Below are 20,228 nucleotides of genomic sequence, written 5' to 3' on the forward strand. Positions count from 1 at the left end.
CTGCCGACTACCGGGCCACTCCCACGGGCTCCTCCGGCTCGCCCTCCCCGACGAAGGTCCGCCACAACTCGGCGTACACGCCGTCCAGTTGCAGCAGCTCCTCGTGGGTGCCGTCCTCCACAACCCGGCCGTGGTCCATCACCACGACGCGGTCCGCGCGGGCGGCGGTGGTGAGGCGGTGGGCCACCACGAGCGTCGTGCGGCGGCCGGTGAGGCGGTCGGTGGCCTGGTTCACCTGGGCCTCCGTGGCCAGGTCCAGGGCGGCCGTCGCCTCGTCGAGGAGCAGGATGTCCGGGTCGACCAGCTCCGCGCGGGCCAGCGCGATCAGCTGGCGCTGGCCGGCGGAGAGGTTGCGGCCGCGCTCGGCGACCTCGTGGAGGTAGCCGCCGTCGAGCGTGGCGATCATCTCGTGCGCCCCGACCGCACGGGCCGCGGCCTCGACCTCGGCGTCGGTGGCGTCCGGGCGGCCGTAGGCGATGGCGTCGCGGACCGTGCCCGCGAAGAGGTACGCCTCCTGGGGGACCACGCCGAGCCGGTGGCGGTAGGAGGTGATGTCCAGCTCCCGCAGGTCCTGGCCGTCGACCCTCACCCGGCCGCCCGTCGGGTCGTAGAAGCGCGCCACCAGCTTGACGAGGGTCGACTTGCCCGCGCCGGTCTCGCCGACGAACGCGACCGTCTGCCCGGCCGGGATGCGCAGCTCGATGCCGCTGAGCGCGGCCTCGCCCTCGTCGCCCCTGCCGTACGCGAAGTGCACGTCCTCGAAGGCGACTTCGCCCCGCAGCGAGCGCACCTCGCGGGGTTGCTCGGCTGCTTCGGTGGAGGTCCTCTCCCGCAGCAGCTCCTGGATCCGGCCGAGGGAGACCGTGGCCTGCTGATAGCCGTCGAAGACCTGGGAGAGCTGCTGGACCGGCGCGAAGAACAGGTCGATGTACAGCAGGTAGGCGACCAGGGCGCCGGTCGTCAGGGTCGCGTCGTCGATCCGTCCCGCGCCCGCGATCAGCACGGCCGCCGCGGCGACGGACGACAGCAGCTGCACGAAGGGGAAGTACACCGAGATCAGGAACTGGCCCCGGATCCGCGCCTGCCGGTAGCTCTCGCTGCGCTCCGCGAACCGCCGCCCGCCGTCGCGCTCGCGCCGGAAGGCCTGCACGATCCGCAGCCCGGACACCGACTCCTGGAGGTCGGCGTTGACCACCGACACCCGCTCACGGGCCAGTTCGTACGCCTTCACACTCGCCCGGCGGAAGAAGAACGTGGCCACGATCAGCGGCGGCAGCGTGGCGAACACGACCAGCGCGAGCTGTACGTCGATCACCAGCAGGGCGGCCATGATGCCGAAGAAGGTGACGACCGAGACGAAGGCGGTGACCAGTCCCGTCTGCAGGAACGTGGACAGCGCGTCGACGTCCGTCGTCATCCGGGTCATGATCCGCCCGGTCAGCTCCCGCTCGTAGTAGTCCAGTCCGAGCCGCTGCAGCTGGGAGAAGATCTTCAGGCGCAGGGAGTACAGCACCCGCTCGCCGGTCCGCCCGGTCATCCGGGTCTCGCCGCGCTGCGCCGCCCACTGCACCAGCACGGCGAGCAGCCCCAGCAGCGAGGCCGACCAGACCGCGCCGAGCGCCATCCGGGTGACGCCCTGGTCGATGCCGTGCCGGATCAGCACGGGGAGCGCGAGGCCCATGCCCGCGTCCACCGCGACCAGACCGAGGCTGACCAGCAGGGGCAGGCCGAAGCCGCGCAGCAGCCGCCTGAGGCCGTACGACTCCTCCGGCCGCACCGCCCGCGCCTCGTCGATGTCCGGGGTGTCGGTCGCCGGGGGCAGCGCGTCGACCTGGGCGAGGAGTTCGGGCGTGGCGGGCATGCCTTCGAGGGCCGTGTCCCTGGGCTCGCGGTCGCCGGTCCACAGCCGCGGGGTGACCCCGCGCTCGGCGTCGAACTCGGCGTCCAGCTCCTCGCGGACGGAGGTGTCCTCCTGGGGGCAGGCGGGCTGGGCGTGGCCGGGCGAGACGCCGCCCAGCTCGTCCGGGTCGGTCAGCAGCCGGCGGTAGAGGGCGGACCGTTCCTGCAGTTCCTCGTGGGTGCCGATGTCCGCGAGGCGGCCGGCGTCGAGGACGGCGATGCGGTCGGCGAGGCCCAGGGTGGAGCGGCGGTGCGCGATGAGCAGGGTCGTGCGGCCCTGCATGACGTGCCTCAGCGCCTCGTGGATCTCGTGCTCGACGCGGGCGTCCACGGCGGAGGTGGCGTCGTCGAGGACGAGCAGGCGCGGGTCGGCGAGGATCGCGCGGGCGAGCGCGACACGCTGGCGCTGGCCGCCGGAGAGGGTCAGGCCGTGCTCGCCGACCGTGGTGTCGTAGCCCTCGGGGAGCTCGCGGATGAAGCGGTCGGCCTGGGCGGCGCGGGCGGCCTCCTCGATCTGCTCGTCGCTCGCGTCGGGGCGGCCGTAGGCGATGTTGGCCCGGACCGTGTCGGAGAAGAGGAAGGAGTCCTCGGGGACCAGCCCGATCGCGGCCCGCAGCGAGTCGAGGGTGAGCTCGCGCACGTCGTGGCCGCCGACGAGGACGGCGCCGTGCGTGACGTCGTAGAAGCGCGGCAGCAGGAGCGAGACCGTCGACTTGCCGGAGCCGGAGGAGCCGACGACGGCGAGGGTCTCGCCGGGGCGGATCTCGAAGCTGAGGCCTTGGAGGACCGGTGCGGTCGTGCCGTCGTAGCCGAAGGAGACGTCGTCGAACTCGACGGTGGCGGGCGCGTCGGCGGGGAGCGTCTTCGTGCCGTCGGTCATCGACGGCTCGGTGTCGATCAGCTCAAGGACGCGTTCGGTGCCCGCCCGGGCCTGCTGGCCGACGGTGAGCACCATGGCGAGCATCCGGACCGGGCCGACCAGCTGGGCGAGGTAGGAGGAGAAGGCGACGAAGGTGCCGAGGGTGATGTGCCCGCGCACCGCGAGCCAGCCGCCCAGCGCCAGCATGGCGACCTGGCCGAGGGCCGGGACGGCCTGCAGGGCCGGGGTGAACGCGCTGTTCAGCCGGATGGTGCGCAGCCGCCCGGCGAAGAGCCTGCGGCCGACCTCGCGCAGCTTCCCGGTCTCCTGCTCCTCCTGCCCGAACCCCTTCACCACGCGTACGCCGCTCACCGCGCCGTCGACCACGCCCGCGACGGCGGCGGCCTGGGCCTGGGCGTACCAGGTGGCGGGGTGCAGCTTGGAGCGGCTGCGCCGGGCGATCCACCACAGGGCGGGGGCCACGGCGAGGGCGACCAGGGTGAGCGGCAGCGACAGCCAGGCCATGATCACCAGGGAGATCACGAACAGCAGCAGGTTCCCGATGGTCATCGGGAGCATGAAGAGCAGGCCCTGGATCAGCTGGAGGTCGCTGGTGGCCCGGCCGACGACCTGGCCGGTGGACAGCTCGTCCTGACGGCGGCCGTCGAGCCGGGTGATCGTCTCGAACATCTCGGTCCGCAGGTCGTGCTGGACGTCGAGGGCGAGCCGGCCGCCGTAGTAGCGGCGGATGTAGGTGAGGACGTAGACGAGGACGGCGGCGCCGATCAGGACGCCCGCCCAGGGGGCCATGGCGCGGCTGTGGTCGCCGATGACGTCGTCGATGATCACCTTGGTGACCAGCGGGACCAGCGCCATGACGGCCATGCCCGCCAGTGAGGAGCCCAGGGCCAGCACGACGTCCTTGGGGTAGCGCCATGCGTACCCCGCCAGTCGTCGTACCCATCCCCGTTGCATGCTCACGCGGGTGCCCTCCGTCGGCTGTCCTGATCTTCCGGAAGGCACCAACACGCGATGAAGCGGATTTCATCCCTCCGCAACAATCCGGAGGGCGCCGGGGTCGGACGCGTACGAGCAGCGGGCAGTACCCGGGTCAGACGCGTACGCGCAGGTAGTAGAAGCGGGTCGTCTGGGTCGCGCCCTGGTTGTCGTCGCTGACCAGGAGGACCTTCAGCCGGCCCCGGTCACGACCCGTGATCGTCATGCCCTCGATGTTGTCGAGGAGGGGGTTGGGCTGCGGCTGCTTGGCCGTGGCACCCAGGGAGGGGCAGTCCGCGATGTCGGCCAGCAGGCGCTTCTTGATCACCCGCACGCCGGCCTGGCCCGTGAGGTTCTCGATGCCGCTGGTGTCCGTCGCCCGGCGCGGGTCGGCCAGGTAGAGGCGGACGGTGTTGCCGACGCCCGCGGTGAAGCCGCGCTCCAGGACGAGCAGCCTGCCGTCGGGGGTGGCCTGCACCTCGGGGACGCCGAGGCCGGCGTCGATGCGGTACGCGTACTGCGCGCCGAGCCGGAAGTGGTCGCCCTTGGTCCGGGTCCAGGTCTGGAAGCGGACGAGGTCGGTGGAGTCGCCGGAGATCGCGTTCTCCATGGACGCGACAAGCGTGCGGCCGCCGGGCAGAAGGGTCAGACCCTCGAAGGTCTGGTTGGACGTGGCGCGCCCGGCCGGGGCGACGAGGAGTGAGGAGGGGACGGGGAGGCGGTCGAGGATCCGGCCGTCGCGGGAGTAGCGGCGGATCGACGGTTCGGTCTCCGAGGTGATCAGCCGGGTGCCGTCCCGGTCGACGACCAGCCCCTCGCTGTCGAGCGCGGCGCCCTTCTCGTCGGCCAGTTGGACCACGCGCTCGGGCTGCAGCGTCCGCGCGTGGAGGCCGAAGAGCGAGGAGCGGTCGGCCAGGGCGGCGAGCGAGCCGTCCCTGTCCACGGCGAGCGCGGAGAAGTTGCCGACGAAGGTGCCCTCGTACGTCGTCTTGTCGAGCGCGTCGGAGAAGCGGTCGATGGAGACGGACGGTGAACAGGCGTGGTGCGTCGCGGAGTCGACGGCGGCGGGGGTGGCGGGGGTGGCCGTGGCGGGGGCGGCGGCGGTCAGGGCGGTGGTCGCCGCGAGGGCCGCGGTGGCGGTGGCGAGTACGGTTCTCAGACGCATGGGCGCCACCGTAGGACGGGTCGGTGACGGGCGGGAGACCCGCTCATGAAGGGTCGGCTCGCCGCCAGGTCCCCTTCGCGGGCCAGAACCCCTTCACAGGCAGGAGCCAGGTTCCCCACAGCGCGCGCTCACTCCCCCTCTGCACGATGCCCGGGTGACATCTGCCACCGATCCCCTCCCCCACACCCCGACCGTGTCCGCCGGTTGGCCCCCGCCCACCGCACCGGCGGCGCCCCCGGACAGGGCCCCGCGCTGGTCACTGCCCGCCCTGATCGCGATCCTGGTCCTGGCGGGAGTCCTGTACGCCTGGAACCTGTCGGACAGCAGCCTGAACAGCTTCTACAGCTCCGCCGTCTACAGCGGCACGCAGAGCTGGAAGGCGTGGTTCTTCGGCTCGCTCGACGCCGGCAACTTCATCACCGTCGACAAACCGCCGTTCGCCCTCATGGTGATGGGCCTGTCCTGCCGTGTCCTCGGCTTCGGCACCTGGCAGATGATGGCGCCCGAGATCGGGGCCGCGCTCGGCACGATCTGGATCCTGCACGCGTCCGTGAAGCGGTACTTCGGGCATGCGGCGGCCGCGATCGCGGCGCTGGTGCTCGCGCTGACGCCGATCACGGTCGCCATCAACCGGGACAACAACCCCGACACGATCCTCGTCCTGCTGATGGTCGGGGGCGCGGCCCTCGCCCTGCGCGCCGTGCGCACCGACCGGCTGCTGCCGCTGATCGGCTCCGCGGTCTGCTTCGGGCTCGCCTTCAACACCAAGATGCTCCAGGGCTACATCGCCCTGCCGGCCGTCTTCGCCGTGTACGTCTACGCCTCGAAGCTCGGCTGGAAGAAGAAGGCGCTCCATCTTGCGCTCGCGGCTCTCGCGCTGGCCGTCTCCAGTTTCTGGTGGGCGACGGCCGTCTCCCTCGTCCCCGCCGACGACCGCCCGTACATCGGCGGCTCGACCGACGGCTCGGCCTGGAACCTGATCATGGGCTACAACGGCCTGGGCCGGGTCTTCGGCGGCGAGGGCAACGGCGGGGGCGGTGGGGGCGCCGGTGGCGGTGGGGGCGGGGGCACCTTCGCCGGGACCGCGGGCCTCGGCCGGATGTTCAACGACGTCCTCGGCGGCCAGATCTCCTGGCTGATCCCCTTCGCGTTCCTCGCGCTCGTCGCCGGTCTGGTGCTGTGCGGCCGCGCCCCGCGCACCGACCCCACCCGCGCCGCGCTGGTGCTGTGGGGCGGCTGGCTCGTGCTGCACTACCTGACGTTCGCGATGGCCGAGGGCACGATGCACCCGTACTACACGACCGCGCTCGCGCCGGGCATCGCGGCGCTCACCGGTGGCGGCGGCGTGCTGCTCTGGCGCGCCTTCCGCAGCGGTGACGCGCGCTGGTCGTGGGTGCTGCCCGCCGGGCTCGCGGTCACCGGGCTCTGGGCGATCGTGCTGCTGCGCCGGGCCACCGGCTGGCACACCTGGCTGTGGCCGACCGTCGGTGTCGTCATGGCCCTCGCGGTCGTCGGCCTGTTCGTGTTCCGGTCGGGCAACCGGGTGCGCCTGCTGGCCGCGTCCGTCGCCGCGGCGATCGTGGCGGCCCTCGCGGGCCCGACGGCGTACGCCGCCTCACCCGCCTTCGACTCCTCCGCCGGCGGCATGATGGGCGGTTCGAACCCCACGGCGGGACCGTCGACCGGCGGCATGGGCGGCCCCGGCGGCGGATTCCGGGGCGGCCGCGGCGACTTCGGCGGCGGCGAGCTGCCGGGCGGCGCCCAGCGGGGCGGTACGCAGGCGGGTGGCGAAGTGCCGGGCGGCGCTCAGCAGGGCGGCGAGCTGCCCGGCGGCGGCAGCGGACAGCTGCCGGGCGGCGGCGAACTCCCGCAGGGCGGTGGGGCGCCGAGCGGCACACCTGGCGGCGCACCGAGCGGGCAGGGCGGTCAACAGGGCGGTACGAACGGCGAGTTCCCGGGCGGCGGCGACGCCCCCTCCGGAGGCCGAGGCGGTATGGGAGGAGGCATGGGCGGCGGCCGGGGAGGTGCCGACAGCGAGCTCATCTCCTACCTCAAGAAGCACCGGGACGGCGCCACCTGGCTGCTCGCGGTCTCCAACTCCCAGAGCGCGGGCCAGATCGAGCTGACCGCCAAGGTCCCGGTCATCTCCATGTTCGGCTTCACCGGCTCCGACAAGGCGATGACCGTCGCCAAGCTCAAGGAGCTGGTGAAGAAGGGCGAGTTGCACTACGTCCAGACCGGCGGCGGCATGGGCGGCGGCCCCGGCGGCGGCAACAGCGTCAGCACCGCGGTGACGAACTGGGTGCAGAAGCACGGGACGGCCGTGAAGGAGAGCGCGTACAGCAAGAGCTCCACGACCTCCGCGTCCTCTTCGTCGTCCACGTCCTCCCTCTACCGACTGGACCCGTCCGACGTCGGCTGATGTCCCGCCAACCCCACAACGGCCCCCGACCACCCGATCGGGGGCCGTTCTTCACATACTGTTCATCGACACAGCCTCATGCCCATGCCAAGCTCCCCTTGCCGCCTCCGTTCAACCCGCGTAGATGGGGAGCCCTTTATGTTGGCGACACGTATCCGGCGTCTGAAGTCGGTGGCGCTGGCCACCGCCGCCGTCCTGGCCGGTCTCACCGCCCCGGCCCTGACCGCGACTTCGGCCGCCGCCACGACGACCGACTACGACTCGACGTACTACAAGAACGCGATCGGCAAGACGGGCGCGAGCCTGAAGTCGTCCCTGCACACCATCATCAGCAGCCAGACCAAGATCTCCTACTCGGCGGTCTGGAACGCGCTGAAGGTGACCGACCAGGATCCGAACAACAGCAACAACGTGATCCTGCTCTACAGCGGAGTCTCCCGCAGCAAGTCCCTCAACGGCGGTGACGTCGGCGACTGGAACCGCGAGCACACCTGGGCCAAGTCCCACGGCGACTTCGGCGAGGTCACCGGCCCCGGCACCGATCTGCACCACCTGCGCCCCGCGGACGTCCAGGTCAACAGCGTCCGCGGCAACAAGGACTTCGACAACGGCGGCAGCGCCGTGGCCAACGGCGGCGGCAGCCTCACCGACTCCGACTCCTTCGAGCCGCGCGATGCGGACAAGGGCGACGTGGCCCGCATGATCCTCTACATGGCGGTGCGCTACGACGGCGGCGACGGCTTCGCCGACCTGGAGCCCAACGAGAAGGTCGACAACGGCTCCGCCCCGTACATCGGCAAGCTCTCCGTCCTCAAGCAGTGGAACGACGAGGACCCGCCGAGCGCCTTCGAGGAGAAGCGCAACCAGGTCATCTACGACACCTACCAGCACAACCGCAACCCGTTCATCGACCACCCGGAGTGGGTCGAGGCGATCTGGTAGGAACCGGCCGGCAGGAACCCACTCAGCCGAGATGCGTCGGCGCGAACATCCGCAGCACCGCCGGGAGTACGACCACCGAGGGGCCCGGCTGTGACAGCGCCTTCGCCAGGTCGGTCTCCAGGGTCCCGGGGGTCGTACGCACCCCCGGGACCCCGAACGACTCGGCGAGGGCCACGAAGTCCGGGCGGGTCAGTTCCGTCGCCGTCGGCTCGCCGAAGGCGTCGGTCATGTACTCGCGCAGGATGCCGTAGCCGCCGTCGTCGACGATCAGCCAGGTGACGTTCAGGTCGTACTGGCGGGCCGTCGCCAGTTCGGCGATGGAGTAGAGGGCGCCGCCGTCGCCGGACACCGCGAGGACCGGGTGGGTCGGGTCGGCCGCCGCCGCGCCGAGTGCCGCCGGGAAGCCGTAGCCGAGTCCGCCGGCGCCCTGGGCCGAGTGCATGGTGTTGGGCGACTTCGCGTCGAAGGCCGACCAGGCCCAGTAGGCGAGGATCGTCATGTCCCAGAAGGACGGGGAGCCGGCCGGCAGTGCGCGGCGGACGGACGCCAACACGTCCTGTTCCAAGGTGAGTTCCTGGCCGGAGATCCGGTCGGCGACCTTCGCGAGAAGCGTTCGTACGCGGTCGGGAGCGGTGGGGTCCGTTCGCTCGGAGACGGTCTCAAGGAGCGCCTGCAGGGCGAGGCGGGCGTCCGCGTGGATGCCGAGCGCCGGGTGGTTGGACTCCAGCTTGCCGAGGTCCGCCTCGATCTGGATCACTCGGCCGCGCGGCTTGAACGTGTGGTAGTTCGAGGAGAGTTCACCGAGGCCCGAGCCGACCACCAGCAGGACGTCCGCGTCCTCCAGAAGGTCGGTCGTGTGGCGGTCCTCCAGCCAGGACTGGAGGGAGAGGGGGTGCGTCCAGGGGAACGCGCCCTTGCCGCCGAAGGTCGTGACGACGGGAGCGTCGAGCTTCTCCGCCAGCTGCCGCAGCTTGCCCGAGGCGTCCGCCCGTACCACTCCCCCGCCCGCGATGATCGCGGGCCGCTCGGCGCGCGAGAGCAGGTCCGCGGCCACCGCGGTGAGTTCGGGGCGCGGCGGCAGCTCGTCCGGGGTGGCGTCGACCGCCGTCACCACCGGCAGGTGCGTCCCGGCGAGCAGGACGTCCTGCGGGATCTCCACCCACACCGGGCCGTGCGGTGCGGTCAGCGCCGACGTCCAGGCCTCGGCGATCGCGGAGGGGATCTGGGACTGGGTGCGGACCGTGTGGACGGACTTCACCACGCCCCTGAACGAGGCTGCCTGGTCGGGGAGTTCGTGCAGATAGCCGTGGCGTCCGCCGCCCAGTCCCGCCGTCGGGATCTGGCTGCTGATCGCGAGGACGGGCGCGGAGGCGGCGCGCGCCTCCTGCAGGGCCGCGAGCGAGGTGAGCGCGCCCGGGCCCGTCGACAGCAGGAGCGGGGCCGCCTCGCCGGTGATGCGGCCGTACGCGTCGGCCGCGAAGCCCGCGTTGTTCTCCACCCGCAGGCCGATGTACCGCAGGTCCGAGCGGCCGAGCGCGTCGAACATGCCGAGCGCGTGCTGGCCGGGCAGCCCGAACACGGTGGTCGCGCCGAGCCCGGCCAGCGTCTCCACGACCAGGTCTCCGCCGTTGCGGCCGGCGGGCGGGTTCAGCGCGGCCTCGGTCTGCGCGGCGGTCGGGCGGAGTTCCAGGTCGTGGTCGTGCGTCACTTCGCGCGGGCCTCTGCAATCTGGCGGGACATGATCGTGGTCAGTTCGTACGCGGTGTGCGAGGCGGCCACCGAGGTGATCTCGGCGTGGTCGTACGCCGGTGCCACCTCGACGACGTCCGCCGACACCAGGTTGCAGGATGCCAGGCCGCGCAGGATCTCAAGCAGTTCGCGGGAGGTCATGCCGCCGGCCTCGGGGGTGCCGGTGCCGGGCGCGTGCGCCGGGTCCAGGCAGTCGATGTCGATGGAGATGTACAGCGGGCGGTCGCCGACGCGCTGCCGCAGCTGGTCGGCGATCTCGTCCACGCCCCGGCGCATCACGTCCGCCGACGTCACGATGCCGAAGCCCATCTTCTCGTCGTCGGTGAGGTCCTGCTTGCCGTAGAGCGGGCCGCGGGTGCCGACGTGCGAGAGCGCGGAGGTGTCGAGGATGCCCTCCTCGACCGCGCGGCGGAACGGCGTGCCGTGCGTGTACTCGGCGCCGAAGTAGGTGTCCCAGGTGTCGAGGTGGGCGTCGAAGTGGAGCAGGGCGACCGGGCCGTGCTTCTTCGCGACGGACCTCAGCAGGGGCAGCGCGATGGTGTGGTCGCCGCCGAGGGTCATCAACCGGGCGCCGGTGCCGAGGAGTTGGTCCGCCGCGGCCTCGATCGTGTCGACGGCCTCGTTGATGTTGAACGGGTTCACCGCGATGTCGCCGCCGTCCGCGACCTGCGCGAGCGCGAAGGGGGAGGCGTCCTGCGCCGGGTTGTAGGGCCGCAGCAGCCGGGACGCCTCGCGGATCGCGTTGCCGCCGAAGCGGGCGCCCGGCCGGTAGGAGACGCCCGAGTCGAACGGCACGCCCACGACGGCGACGTCGGCGGTGCCGACTTCGTCGAGCCGGGGCAGCCGGGCGAAGGTCGCGGGTCCTGCGTACCGCGGGACGCGGGAGGAGTCGACGGGACCGCGGGGCGTCTCGTTGCTGCTCATGGTCGTCATGCCTTCTTTCTTTCTGTGCCGTTCGGTCTACCGGGATGCCGGAACCGGCTGGGGAACCTCGCGCCCGGCGAGCCGTTCCCGCCAGGCGTCGAGTACGGCGGTGTCGGTCGCCGGGGTCGCCAGGGATACGGCGACGTAGGCGACCAGGGAGGACAGGAGTCCGTAGTAGACGGGCTCATTGGCGAGGATGCCGTAACCCGCCATCAGGCCGACGACCGCGAGGCCGCCGACGGCCACCGAGGCCAGGGCGCCCTGCGCGGTGCCGCGCTTCCACAGCAGTCCGCCGAGGATGGGGACGAGGAGTCCGCCGACGAGGAGGTTGTAGGCGACGGTGAGGGCCTCGACGACGTTGTTGAGGGCGATCGCCGTGCAGATCACGCCGACACCCATGATGAGGATGAAGGCGCGGTTGCCGCGCACCTCGTCGTGGTCGCCGCCACCCGTGCCGGTGCGTCCGCGCAGCCGCGACCAGATGTCGTTGTTGGCGACGGTCGCGCAGGCGATCAAGGCGCCGGAGGAGGTCGACATCACGGCGGCCAGGGCGGCGGCGAGCACCAACCCCCGCACGCCGACGGGGAGTTCGTCCTTGACGATGGTGGCGAAGGCGTCGTCCGCGTTGCCGAGCTTGGGGTAGAGCACCTTGGCGGCCGTGCCGATGACGGCGCCGGCGAGGGCGTAGACGAGGCAGTAGGTGCCCGCGACCGTGCCGCCCCACTTGGCGGTCCGGTCGCTCCCGGCGGTGAAGACGCGCTGCCAGATGTCCTGCCCGATGAGCATGCCGAACGTATAGATCAGGACGTAGGTGAAGATCGTCTCGCCGCCGATGCCCAGCGGGTCGAAGTACGAGGTCGGCAGCTTGGCCCTCATCTCGCCGAAGCCGCCCGCCTTGACGACCGCGATGGGCAGCAGCAGGAGCAGGACGCCGATGGTCTTCACCACGAACTGCACCATGTCGGTGAGGGTGATCGACCACATGCCGCCGAGCGTGGAGTAGGCGACGACGATCGAGCCGCCGAGGATGATCGCGACGGTCCGGTTCATGTCGAAGAGGACGTCGAAGATCGTGGCGTAGGCGATGGTCGAGGTGACCGCGAGCATCAGCGTGTACGCCCACATGACGACACCGGAGATGACGCCCGCGCGGCCGCCGTAGCGCAGGTCCAGCATCTCGGAGACGGTGTAGACCTTCAGGCGCGCGATGCGGGCCGAGAAGAAGACGGACAGCGCCAGCAGGCCGAGGCCGATGGTGAAGACCATCCAGGCGCCGGAGAGGCCGTACTGGTAGCCGAGGCCGACGCCTCCGATGGTGGACGCGCCGCCGAGGACGATCGCGGCCATGGTGCCGGAGTACATGCCGGGCCCGAGACGGCGTCCGGCGACCAGGAACTCGCTCTTCGACCTGGCGCGGCGCATGCCCCACCAGCCCATGGCCAGCATGCCGGCCAGATAGATGACGATGACGGTGTAGTCGACGGCCACGGGGCCTCCTTCGCTCGGTCTCGCCGGCGGGTGATGAGCACTGACACTAGGTGGCCGGAAAGCGACTGCGAAGTGTACGTTTCATCCATTCGAGCCGTGCTGTATGGAGGGAACGCACACCATGCCGGATCCCGCCGTTCCTCCTACGCCACCCGTGCCCCTGGAGTCACTCCTGGCCCGTGAGGACCTGGACCTGCGGCAGATCGCGGGACCGGCCGACGCGGGGACCGTGATCCACTGGGCGCACACCTCGGAGATGGCCGATCCGTACCCGTATCTGCTGGGCGGCGAGCTGCTGCTGACGGCGGGCGTCCATGTCCCGGAGGGTGCGGGCTCGGGGGCGCGCGCAGGCTACTTCGACGACTACGTGGCGCGGATCGTGGCGGCGGGCGGGGCCGCGCTCGGTTTCGGCGTGGCCCCCGTGTTCGACACGGTGCCGCCCGCCCTGGTGACGGCCTGCGACGCGCAGGGCCTGCCACTGGTGGAGGTGCCGCCGCGGACCACGTTCTCCGGGGTGGCGCGCGCGGTCTGGCAGCTGATGGCGCAGGCCCGGCTGGCGGAGCTGCGCCGGGTCACGGAGGCGCAGCAGAGCCTCGCGGCGGCCGCCTCCCGCCCGGACCCGGTGCCGTCGGTGCTGCGGCAGCTGGCCCGGCGCGTGGGCGGGCGGGCGGTGCTGTACGGGCCGGAGGGCGCGACGATCGCGTCCGCCGGGCGCCTCGCGAGGACCGGCACCGAAGCCGGCACCGCGACCGGCACGGAAACCGGCGCGGCCACCGGCACCGAAGAGGCGCTCGCCCGACTCGCGGACGTCGTACGCCCTTCGGGCCCGGGAACGCCCACCTCCGCCACCGACAACCAGGCCGGCACCCACCTCGCCGCCTACGCCCTCGGTGCCGGGCAGGGCTTCGTGCTCGGGGTCGCCGCCCCGCGGCGGGACCCCGGCGACCACACCATCGCCTCCGTCGCCGCGGTCCTGCTCTCGCTGCTCACCGGTGAGCACCAGAGCGGCACGGGTGCGGCGCGCTCCTCCGCGCTGGTGCGGCTGCTGCTGGGGGCGCCGCCCGCCGACGTGGCCGGGCTGCTCGGGTCCGGCCCGTGGCACGTGGTGCACGCGCGGCCGGACGCCCGCGCCCCCGACCCGGTGACCGCCTCCGCGCTGGGCGCGGCCCTCGGCTCGCTCCTGGTCGACCTGGCGCAGGACGTCGTACGCGTCCTCGTGCCGGCCGACCGCGAACCGGCCGCGCAGCCCGGCTGGACGCTGGGTGTCAGCGCCGCGGTGGCCCCGGCCGAGTGGGCGTCCGCGGACACCCAGGCGGGCCGCGCGCTGGCCCGGGCCCGTGCCACCCGCACGGCGCTGGTCCGCCACGGGGAGCGCGCGGGCCTCGCGGACCTGGTGACGCCGCGGGACGCCGCGGACCACGCCCGGATGCTGCTCGCCCCGGTGGCGGACTCCCCCGCGCTGACCGAGACCCTGCGCACCTGGCTGTCCCTGCACGGCAGTTGGGACCGTACGGCCGTCGCGCTGTCCGTCCACCGCAACACCGTCCGCCAGCGCATCGCCCGCTGCGCCGCGCTCCTGGACGCCGACCTGGACGACCCGGACGTACGGATGGAGCTGTGGTTCGCGCTGCGCCGTCCATAGGTACGCGGGCTCATGACGTTGAGTACGTGACCCACGTCCCAGCGTGCGGGACGCCAGGGACTCGCCAAGGCGCCTGCCTCACAATGGGAGCCATGCCGATACCCGGGACACCCAGCCGCGCCGAGCTCGTCGACCACCTCGTACGGACCCGCATCGCGGGCGACGTCGCGACGCCCCGCGAGAACAACCTCAGCCACTACCGCAAGCTGGCCAACGGCGACCGCCATTACTGGCTCGGCCTGGAGCTCGGCGACCGCTGGAGCGACGAGCAGGACGTGCTCGCGGTGATGGCGGAGCGGGTGGGCGTGAACGACGACCCCGAGTTCCGCTACGGCCAGGACACCATCGACCCCGAGCTGACGGTCGACGCGCTGGAGCGGATGGCGGCCCGGCTGCGCAAGGCCGCCGAGGGGCAGCAGAGGGTGCTGTTCGCCACCGGCCACCCGGGCGGCCTGCTCGACGTGCACCGCGCCACGGCCGCCGCGCTGCGCGCCGCCGGCTGCGAGATCGTCGTCATCCCCGAGGGTCTGCAGACGGACGAGGGGTACGTCTGGCAGCTCGCCGACGTCGCCGTCCTGGAGCACGGCGCCTCCCTGTGGCACACCCACTCCGGCGAGCCGATGAAGGCCATCCTCACGGCCCTGGAACGCGAGGGCCGCCCCCTCCCCGACCTGGTCGTCGCCGACCACGGCTGGGCAGGCTACGCCGGCCAGCACGGCGTCGACTCCGTCGGCTACGCCGACTGCAACGACCCGGCCCTCTTCCTCGCCGAATCAGAAGGCACCCTCCAGGCAGTGGTCCCCCTGGACGACCACGTCATGAGCCCCCGCCACTACGACCCGATGACGGCGTATCTGCTGGGGGAAGCGGGACTCGCCGAGGGGTAGCGCCAGTCGGCCCCGAGCACTAGATCCCTGCGATCGACTCCGGTGCCCGCTCCCTGCGGGCCAGGGCTCGCAGCAGGGGGAGCGGGCCGTGGCGGTGGGTGGAGAGGCGGGTCAGGAGGTCGATCGCGGGGGCGGTGATGTGTTCCGGGAAGGCGGGGGTCGGCAGGCCCGTGCTGCAGGCCAGGTCGTCGGAGTGGACGACCAGTTCCAGGAGGCGGGTGAGCAGGAGGTCGTCGAGTTCCAGGGACCAGTCGCCCCAGGAGGCGATGTGCACGGGACGTGCGGCGGGCGCGTCCCGGACGTCCGTCCGCAGCCGGTCCAGGGCCTCGCGCACGCGCGCGTGCAGTGCGGTGTGGCCGTCCGCCGCGGTCGCCTCACCGCCGTTCCGGATCCGTTCGCTGACGGGCGCGTCGGGGCCGGCGTCCAGCCAGATGACCTTCTCCAGGTAGTACGTGCGCAGGGGCACGACCGGCTCGGCCGGGAGCGGGTCCGCGAGCAGCCCGGGCAGGGCCAGTTCCTGCCAGAACATGTGCCCGGCCAGACCGCGCACGGTGAACTTCTCCAGCACGCTCGGGCCGTCCCACGCGTCGGCGACGGCCGGCTCGGCCAACAGATCGGCCGCGGTCCGCGCCGCCTCGAGGAACGCGTCCCGGATGCGCCCGCCCCGCCAGTTCCATGTCTCCGCCATGCCGTCATCCCACCGCGGCCGAGCCGCCGGGCTCAACCGACTTTCCCGGCCGCGACGGCCCCTCAGTGTCCCCGCGGCACGCGGACCAGGCCCTCCTGGATCACCGAGATCGCCAGCCGCCCGTCCTGCGTGTAGATACGGGCCTGCCCGAGCCCCCGCCCGCCGTGGGCCGACGGCGACTCCTGGTCGTACAGGAGCCATTCGTCGGCGCGGAAGGGCCGGTGGAACCACATGGCGTGGTCGAGCGAGGCCCCGACCACGTCGCCGACGGCCCAGCCCCCGCGCCCGTGCGCGAGCAGCACCGAGTCGAGGAGGGTCATGTCGGAGACGTAGGTGGCGAGGACGACGTGCAGCAGCGGCTCGTCGATGGCGCCCTCGAGCTTGCCGTTGGTGCGGAACCACACCTGGGAGTGCGGCTCACGCGGCTCGCCGAACCTCCCGTACGGCGGCTCCTCGGCGTAGCGCAGATCGACCGCCTCACGCGCCTCCAGGAACTTCTCGACCACCACGGGGTCGAGGTGGTCGTAGCCGCGCAGCCGCTCCTGGGAGGTGGGCAGCGTGGCCGGGTCGGGCGCGGCCGGCATCGGCTCCTGGTGGTCGAGGCCGTCCTCGTCGCCCTGGAAGGAGGCCGACAGGTGGAAGATCGGCTTGCCGTGCTGGATGGCGACCACCCGGCGGGTGGTGAAGGAGCGCCCGTCGCGGATGCGGTCGACGTCGTAGACGATCGGCGCACCCGGGTCGCCGGGGCGCAGGAAGTACGCGTGCAGGGAGTGGGCGTGCCGGTCCGCGGGGACCGTGCGCCCGGCGGCGACCAGGGCCTGGGCCGCCACCTGGCCGCCGAAGACGCGCGGGACGACGGCGGACCGGGACTGTCCGCGGAAGATGTTCTCCTCGATCTGCTCCAGGTCGAGCAGATCGAGGAGATCCTGTAGTGCCTGGCTCATGGCAGACAGTTGTACCCGCCAGTCGTTTCTCGGGGTTTCGCGGACCTTACAGGCCCATGTCCTTCGCGATGATCGTCTTCATGATCTCGTTCGTGCCGCCGTAGATCCGGTTGACGCGGTTGTCCGCGTACAGGCGGGCGATCGGGTACTCGTTCATGAAGCCGTAGCCGCCGTGCAGCTGCAGGCAGCGGTCGATGACGCGGTGCGCGACCTCGGTGCAGAACAGCTTGGCGCTGGCGGCCTCGGCGGGGGTCAGCTCGCCCGCGTCCAGGGCCTCCAGGGCGCGGTCGGCGACCGCCTCGGCGGCGTCCACCTCGGCCTGGCAGGCGGCCAGCTCGAACTTGGTGTTCTGGAAGGAGGCGACGGGCTTGCCGAAGACGGTGCGGTCCTGGACGTACTCCTTGGCGAACCGCACGGCGGCCTTGGCCTGCGCGTAGGCGCCGAACGCGATGCCCCAGCGCTCGGAGGCGAGGTTGTGGCCGAGGTAGTAAAAGCCCTTGTTCTCCTCGCCGAGCAGGTCCTCGACGGGCACCTTGACGTCGACGAAGGCCAGCTCGGCGGTGTCGGAGGTCTTCAGGCCGAGCTTGTCCAGCTTGCGGCCGACGGAGTAGCCCTCGGACTTGGTGTCGACGGCGAACAGCGAGATGCCGAAGCGACGGTCCTCGGCGGTCGGCGCGGAGGTGCGGGCGCAGACGATGACGCGGTCGGCGTGGACGCCGCCGGTGATGAAGGTCTTGGCGCCGTTGAGGACGTAGTGCGTGCCGTCCTCGGAGAGCTTGGCGGTGGTCTTCATGCCCGCGAGGTCGGAGCCGGTGCCCGGCTCGGTCATCGCGAGGGCCCACATCTCCTCGCCGGTGACGAACTTCGGCAGGAAGCGCTTCTTCTGCTCGTCGGTGGCGAGCATCTTGATGTACGGCAGGCCGAGCAGCACGTGCACACCGGAGCCGCCGAACTGGACACCGGCGCGCGCGGTCTCCTCGTACATCACGGCCTCGAACTTGTACGAGTCGATGCCGGCGCCGCCGAACTCCTCGTCGACGCGGATGCCGAAGATGCCGAGCTCGGCGAGCTTGTAGTAGAAGTCGCGCGGCGCCTGGCCGGCGGCGAACCACTCGTCGTAGACGGGGACGACCTCGGCCTCGATGAAGGCCCGGAGGGTCTCCCGGAACGCCTCGTGGTCCTCGTTGAACACCGTACGGCGCACAGCCCTACCTCCACCTGGCTCTGGATCGCGTGTCTAAGCGCTTGCTCAGAGACAAAGGTACCGGCGGGTAGTCAGAGGCGTCCAGAGCCGCCCTCGTAACGCTCGTCACGCTGCCGCGGCGGCGAAGGCCCCCCTGGCCATCCGGTGCAGCAGCTGAGCGGTCGCCCCCCGGCCCGGCAGCGAGCCCGGGCGGCCGAGGTGCGGGGTGGAGTTGAGGAGGCCGAAGACCGAGTGCACGGCGGACCGGGCCGCGGGCTCGGCGATGCCCGGGTAGACCTCCCTGAGCACCTGCACCCACAGCTCGACGTACTGCCGCTGCAGCTGCCGCACCAGCTTGCGGTCGCTGTCGCGCAGCCGGTCCAGCTCGCGGTCGTGCAGGGTGATCAGAGGGCGGTCGTCGAGCGCGAAGTCGATGTGCCCCTCGATGAGCGAGTCCAGGACCCCCTCGGCGGCAGTGCCGTCCGCCTCCTGCAGCCGCCGCTTCGCGCCCGTCAGCAGCCGGCCGCTGATCCCGACCAGCAGTTCGGCGAGCATCGCGTCCTTGCCCGCGAAGTGGCGGTAGAGACCGGGGCCGCTGATGCCGACCGCGGCACCTATCTCGTCGACTCCGACCCCGTGGAACCCGCGCTCGGCGAACAGCCGCGCGGCCTCCTTGAGGATCTGCTCGCGGCGGGTGGGGGCGTCGGTTCTGGTGGCCATGAGGTCGATTGTAGACAGGGAGGTTAGCGGTCGTTAACCTATAGGAAATGGTTAACGCTCATTAACAGTCGATCACTGGGCGAGGAGACCGCAGGATGCACGAGGCACCGGAGCTGACGAGCGCGGCAGACCCCGCGTCGGAGGCCTGGCGGGCCAATGAGGCGGCGCACCTGGCGCTCGTCGAGGAGCTGCGCGGCAAGCTGGCCGCGGCGCGGCTCGGCGGCGGCGAGCGGGCGCGGGCCAGGCACACCGCGCGCGGCAAGCTGCTGCCGAGGGACCGGGTGGACACGCTGCTCGACCAGGGCTCGCCCTTCCTGGAGCTGGCGCCCCTCGCGGCCGACGGGATGTACGACGGGGCGGCACCGGCCGCCGGCGTCATCGCCGGGATCGGCCGGGTGAGCGGACGCGAGTGCGTGATCGTCGCCAACGACGCCACCGTCAAGGGCGGGACGTACTACCCCATGACGGTGAAGAAGCACCTGCGCGCCCAGGAGGTGGCCCTGGAGAACCGCCTGCCGTGCATCTACCTGGTCGACTCCGGCGGTGCCTTCCTGCCCATGCAGGACGAGGTCTTCCCGGACCGGGAGCACTTCGGGCGGATCTTCTACAACCAGGCGCGGATGTCGGGGGCCGGCATCCCGCAGATCGCCGCGGTCCTCGGCTCGTGCACGGCCGGCGGGGCGTATGTCCCGGCGATGAGCGACGAGGCGGTCATCGTCCGGGGGCAGGGCACGATCTTCCTGGGCGGCCCGCCCCTGGTGAAGGCGGCCACCGGTGAGGTGGTGACGGCCGAGGAGCTCGGCGGCGGCGAGGTGCACTCCCGGATCTCCGGCGTGACGGACCATCTCGCCGAGGACGACGCGCACGCGCTGAGGATCGTCCGCAACATCGCGGCGACCCTGCCCGCGCGCGGGGCGCTGCCCTGGGAGGTGCGTCAGGCGGTCGAGCCCAAGGTCGATCCCCACGGTCTGTACGGCGCGGTGCCGGTGGACTCCCGCACGCCGTACGACATCCGCGAGGTCATCGCGCGCGTGGTCGACGGCTCCCGATTCGCGGAGTTCAAGGCGGAGTTCGGGCAGACCCTGGTCACGGGCTTCGCCCGCATCCACGGCCACCCGGTGGGGATCGTCGCCAACAACGGCATCCTGTTCTCCGAATCGGCCCAGAAGGGCGCCCACTTCATCGAGCTGTGCGACCAGCGCGGCATCCCCCTGGTGTTCCTGCAGAACATCTCGGGCTTCATGGTCGGCAGGGACTACGAGGCGGGCGGCATCGCCAAGCACGGCGCCAAGATGGTCACGGCGGTGGCCTGCACGCGCGTGCCGAAGCTGACGGTCGTGGTCGGCGGTTCGTACGGCGCGGGCAACTACTCGATGTGCGGCCGGGCCTACTCCCCCCGCTTTTTGTGGATGTGGCCGAACGCCAAGATCTCCGTCATGGGCGGCGAGCAGGCCGCCTCCGTCCTCGCGACGGTCAAGCGGGACCAGCTGGAGGCCCGGGGCGAGGACTGGCCGGCCGAGGACGAGGAGTCCTTCAAGGCGCCGATCCGGCAGCAGTACGAGCGCCAGGGCAACGCCTACTACGCCACGGCCCGGCTCTGGGACGACGGCGTCATCGATCCGCTGGAGACCCGCCAGGTGCTGGGTCTCGCACTGACGGCCTGTGCCAACGCGCCCCTGGGTGACCCCCAGTTCGGCGTCTTCAGGATGTGAGGAGGGGA

14 protein-coding genes are annotated in these 20,228 nt (G+C 71.9%); 5 read left to right on the forward strand and 9 right to left on the reverse strand.

Annotated elements, in window-relative coordinates:
* Positions 1–7: 7 nt before the first annotated feature.
* A complete protein-coding gene (locus MQN93_RS06390) occupies positions 8–3,739 on the reverse strand; it encodes an ABC transporter ATP-binding protein (RefSeq protein ID WP_242708681.1) in 3,732 nt (1,243 codons plus the stop codon).
* A gap of 130 nt (positions 3,740–3,869) precedes the next feature.
* Positions 3,870–4,919: an esterase-like activity of phytase family protein gene (locus tag MQN93_RS06395; RefSeq protein ID WP_242708682.1), complete on the reverse strand. Its 1,050-nt coding sequence runs from the start codon at positions 4,917–4,919 to the stop codon at positions 3,870–3,872.
* A gap of 154 nt (positions 4,920–5,073) precedes the next feature.
* On the opposite strand from MQN93_RS06395, the gene MQN93_RS06400 reads away from it, so the two are divergent.
* Entirely contained in the window at positions 5,074–7,341 is a 2,268-nt protein-coding gene (locus MQN93_RS06400; RefSeq protein ID WP_242708683.1) for a mannosyltransferase YkcB-related protein, read from the forward strand.
* Between the two features lie 138 nt (positions 7,342–7,479).
* Positions 7,480–8,283: an endonuclease I family protein gene (locus MQN93_RS06405; RefSeq protein ID WP_242708684.1), complete on the forward strand. Its 804-nt coding sequence runs from the start codon at positions 7,480–7,482 to the stop codon at positions 8,281–8,283.
* A gap of 22 nt (positions 8,284–8,305) precedes the next feature.
* Here the strand turns inward: MQN93_RS06405 and MQN93_RS06410 are convergent, their stop codons facing one another.
* The 3 genes from MQN93_RS06410 to MQN93_RS06420 are packed head-to-tail and all read right to left on the reverse strand — an operon-like array spanning position 8,306 to position 12,444.
* Complete coding sequence (locus tag MQN93_RS06410; RefSeq protein ID WP_242708685.1) at positions 8,306–9,991, reverse strand: thiamine pyrophosphate-binding protein; 1,686 nt, start codon at positions 9,989–9,991, stop codon at positions 8,306–8,308.
* A complete protein-coding gene (speB, locus tag MQN93_RS06415; RefSeq protein ID WP_242708686.1) occupies positions 9,988–10,956 on the reverse strand; it encodes an agmatinase in 969 nt (322 codons plus the stop codon). Before speB ends, MQN93_RS06410 begins: the two co-directional genes overlap by 4 nt.
* Positions 10,957–10,992: 36 nt before the next feature.
* Positions 10,993–12,444: a sodium:solute symporter family protein gene (locus MQN93_RS06420; protein WP_016435012.1), complete on the reverse strand. Its 1,452-nt coding sequence runs from the start codon at positions 12,442–12,444 to the stop codon at positions 10,993–10,995.
* 121 nt (positions 12,445–12,565) lie between these two features.
* On the opposite strand from MQN93_RS06420, the gene MQN93_RS06425 reads away from it, so the two are divergent.
* Both MQN93_RS06425 and MQN93_RS06430 read left to right on the forward strand, forming a co-directional pair.
* Complete coding sequence (locus tag MQN93_RS06425; protein WP_242708687.1) at positions 12,566–14,086, forward strand: PucR family transcriptional regulator; 1,521 nt, start codon at positions 12,566–12,568, stop codon at positions 14,084–14,086.
* 92 nt (positions 14,087–14,178) lie between these two features.
* A complete protein-coding gene (locus tag MQN93_RS06430) occupies positions 14,179–14,973 on the forward strand; it encodes a phosphatase (protein ID WP_037782350.1) in 795 nt (264 codons plus the stop codon).
* Between the two features lie 19 nt (positions 14,974–14,992).
* On the opposite strand, the gene MQN93_RS06435 is transcribed toward MQN93_RS06430, so the two are convergent.
* The 4 genes from MQN93_RS06435 to MQN93_RS06450 all read right to left on the reverse strand — a co-directional run bounded on the left by MQN93_RS06435 (position 14,993) and on the right by MQN93_RS06450 (position 18,508).
* Positions 14,993–15,661 carry a maleylpyruvate isomerase N-terminal domain-containing protein gene (locus MQN93_RS06435; RefSeq protein ID WP_242708688.1) on the reverse strand — a complete coding sequence of 223 codons (669 nt, stop codon included), beginning with the start codon at positions 15,659–15,661 and terminating at the stop codon, positions 14,993–14,995.
* A 62-nt stretch (positions 15,662–15,723) separates the two neighbouring features.
* A complete protein-coding gene (locus MQN93_RS06440) occupies positions 15,724–16,605 on the reverse strand; it encodes an acyl-CoA thioesterase (protein ID WP_016435008.1) in 882 nt (293 codons plus the stop codon).
* A gap of 46 nt (positions 16,606–16,651) precedes the next feature.
* Positions 16,652–17,809 carry an acyl-CoA dehydrogenase family protein gene (locus tag MQN93_RS06445; RefSeq protein WP_016435007.1) on the reverse strand — a complete coding sequence of 386 codons (1,158 nt, stop codon included), beginning with the start codon at positions 17,807–17,809 and terminating at the stop codon, positions 16,652–16,654.
* A 105-nt stretch (positions 17,810–17,914) separates the two neighbouring features.
* Positions 17,915–18,508, reverse strand: coding sequence for an SACE_7040 family transcriptional regulator (locus tag MQN93_RS06450; protein WP_242708689.1), 594 nt, complete (start codon positions 18,506–18,508; stop codon positions 17,915–17,917).
* Between the two features lie 95 nt (positions 18,509–18,603).
* Here MQN93_RS06450 and MQN93_RS06455 point away from each other — a divergent pair, with 95 nt between their 5' ends.
* Positions 18,604–20,220, forward strand: coding sequence for a carboxyl transferase domain-containing protein (locus MQN93_RS06455; RefSeq protein WP_242708690.1), 1,617 nt, complete (start codon positions 18,604–18,606; stop codon positions 20,218–20,220).
* Positions 20,221–20,228: the final 8 nt, after the last annotated feature.

The organism is Streptomyces spinosisporus, from assembly GCF_022698145.1.
Classification (GTDB): domain Bacteria; phylum Actinomycetota; class Actinomycetes; order Streptomycetales; family Streptomycetaceae; genus Streptomyces; species Streptomyces spinosisporus.

Excerpts from the sequence above, each read along its gene's own strand:
- MQN93_RS06430 (WP_037782350.1), top strand. The coding sequence starts at position 14,179 with ATGCCGATACCCGGGACACCCAGCCGCGCCGAGCTCGTCGACCACCTC.
- MQN93_RS06405 (WP_242708684.1), top strand. The coding sequence starts at position 7,480 with ATGTTGGCGACACGTATCCGGCGTCTGAAGTCGGTGGCGCTGGCCACC.
- speB (WP_242708686.1), bottom strand. The coding sequence starts at position 10,956 with ATGAGCAGCAACGAGACGCCCCGCGGTCCCGTCGACTCCTCCCGCGTC.
- MQN93_RS06440 (WP_016435008.1), bottom strand. The coding sequence starts at position 16,605 with ATGAGCCAGGCACTACAGGATCTCCTCGATCTGCTCGACCTGGAGCAG.
- MQN93_RS06435 (WP_242708688.1), bottom strand. The coding sequence starts at position 15,661 with ATGGCGGAGACATGGAACTGGCGGGGCGGGCGCATCCGGGACGCGTTC.
- MQN93_RS06455 (WP_242708690.1), top strand. The coding sequence starts at position 18,604 with ATGCACGAGGCACCGGAGCTGACGAGCGCGGCAGACCCCGCGTCGGAG.
- MQN93_RS06450 (WP_242708689.1), bottom strand. The coding sequence starts at position 18,508 with ATGGCCACCAGAACCGACGCCCCCACCCGCCGCGAGCAGATCCTCAAG.
- MQN93_RS06395 (WP_242708682.1), bottom strand. The coding sequence starts at position 4,919 with ATGCGTCTGAGAACCGTACTCGCCACCGCCACCGCGGCCCTCGCGGCG.
- MQN93_RS06425 (WP_242708687.1), top strand. The coding sequence starts at position 12,566 with ATGCCGGATCCCGCCGTTCCTCCTACGCCACCCGTGCCCCTGGAGTCA.